This is a genomic window from Streptomyces sparsus (assembly GCF_054776295.1).
The window spans coordinates 1-892 of sequence record NZ_BAAHCA010001392.1; the positions used below are offsets into that span (position 1 = coordinate 1).

Sequence of the window (892 nt, forward strand, 5' to 3'; positions counted from 1 at the left end):
CGAACGCGGGAGACCCCGCACGAGGGTCGCCCGTCCGGAATCCCCGACCGCGGTCGTGATCAGTCCCGCGCGTCCATGCCGTGCTCCTTTCGCCGCCCTGCCGCGGACCGGCGCGCGGCACAGCCGGAATCGAGCCCCCTCCCAGCGGAACCCACCCGGAATCGACCTGGAATCGAGACCCGGCAGGATCGGGATCACGGGGGCCGGTGACACGTGGGAACCGGCATCGACGTCAAGCAGCGGCAGATCGTCTCGTTCACGTGCCGGACCGGTTCAGGCAGCTTCGTCCGGCTGACACCTCGACGGCGGCACCGGGCGCGCGTGCGCCCCGACGACGCCATCGGCCCCCGAACGCCAGCTTCCACTTGTCACGGAAAACGGGGGCACACCATGGCCACGTTCGTACACAAGCAAGAAGTCAAGTTTCTCCGCTGGCCGGTCCAGAACATCGAACGCAACCAACTGCGCGAGGCGGGGCTGCCGTGCCTGCTGGTCCTGGAGGGCCAGACGCCGCCGCCGAAGGACATCTCGCCCACCGAGGACTGGGTGCGCCCGCCAGTGGCCCGCCTCGACCTGGCGGCCCGCGTCCACACCCTGCAACGGCGCACCGGAACCGACTTCATGCCCGCGCTGGACCCGACCGGGGTGCTCTACTACGGCGGGCAGTCGGTGCCCATGTCCGACGCGCAGAGCGAGATGATGCGGTGCTTCCTGGCCGACTTCGGCCATCTCGTCCGCCGGGACAGGCTGAAGGAGGCCCTGAGCCGCATCAACAACGAGGCGGTCACCAGCAACGCGATAGACCTGCACATCATGCGGCTGCGCCAGCGGCTGGACGGTGTCCGTCTGAGCCTGCGCACCGTGTGGGGCCGGGGCTACATCCTGGAGACCG

General features: G+C 69.6%; 1 protein-coding gene. It reads left to right on the forward strand.

All coding sequences use genetic code 11. The features are described 5' to 3' along the window. Positions 1-390: 390 nt before the first annotated feature. Positions 391-892, forward strand: a 502-nt coding sequence (locus ACYVE9_RS28630) for a helix-turn-helix domain-containing protein (RefSeq protein ID WP_461030796.1), incomplete at its 3' end; no start/stop codon positions are given.